Source organism: Mesorhizobium sp. M1A.F.Ca.IN.020.06.1.1 (genome assembly GCF_004023265.1).
GTDB lineage: Bacteria > Pseudomonadota > Alphaproteobacteria > Rhizobiales > Rhizobiaceae > Mesorhizobium.
On record NZ_RZSR01001779.1, the window covers coordinates 1 to 476 of the forward strand.

The 476-nt window shown below is 64.9% G+C and carries 1 protein-coding gene; it reads right to left on the reverse strand.

Annotation, left to right across the window (positions count from 1 at the left end):
• A partial coding sequence (locus EOA60_RS36855; RefSeq protein WP_206628485.1) for a cation:proton antiporter occupies positions 1-476 on the reverse strand: 476 nt, incomplete at both ends.

Genomic DNA, 476 nt, shown 5'->3' on the forward strand with positions numbered 1-476 from the left:
GAGATACACCGCAAGGAAGCCCGAGCCGCCGATGGCGCCCGCCGCGGCGAACACCATCAGCGACAGCGTCAGCACGAAGATCGGCAGCAGGCCATGGTCGAGGTTCAGCCGCTCGACGAGGCGCACGATCGCCAAGCCGCCGAGCACGCCGATGATGGCGCCGAGTCCCATGTTGATGACGAAGCCGATCACCAAACTGGTGGCGAGAACGTTTGCCTCGGGGTTGGCATGCGCGGCGATGATCTCGACCAAAGAGATGGTGAGGAAGATGGCGATCGGATCATTGGTGCCGGATTCAACCTCGAGCGTCGAGCGGACGCGCTCGCGCAAATGGATCTCCCCGGCGCGCAGTAGGAAGAACACCGCCGCTGCGTCGGTCGAAGCGACGGCGGCGCCGAGCAGCGAGGATTCCAGCCAGCTGAGATTGAGGAGGTAGTAGGCGGCGACGCCGAAGATGCCGGTGGTCAGGAGGACGC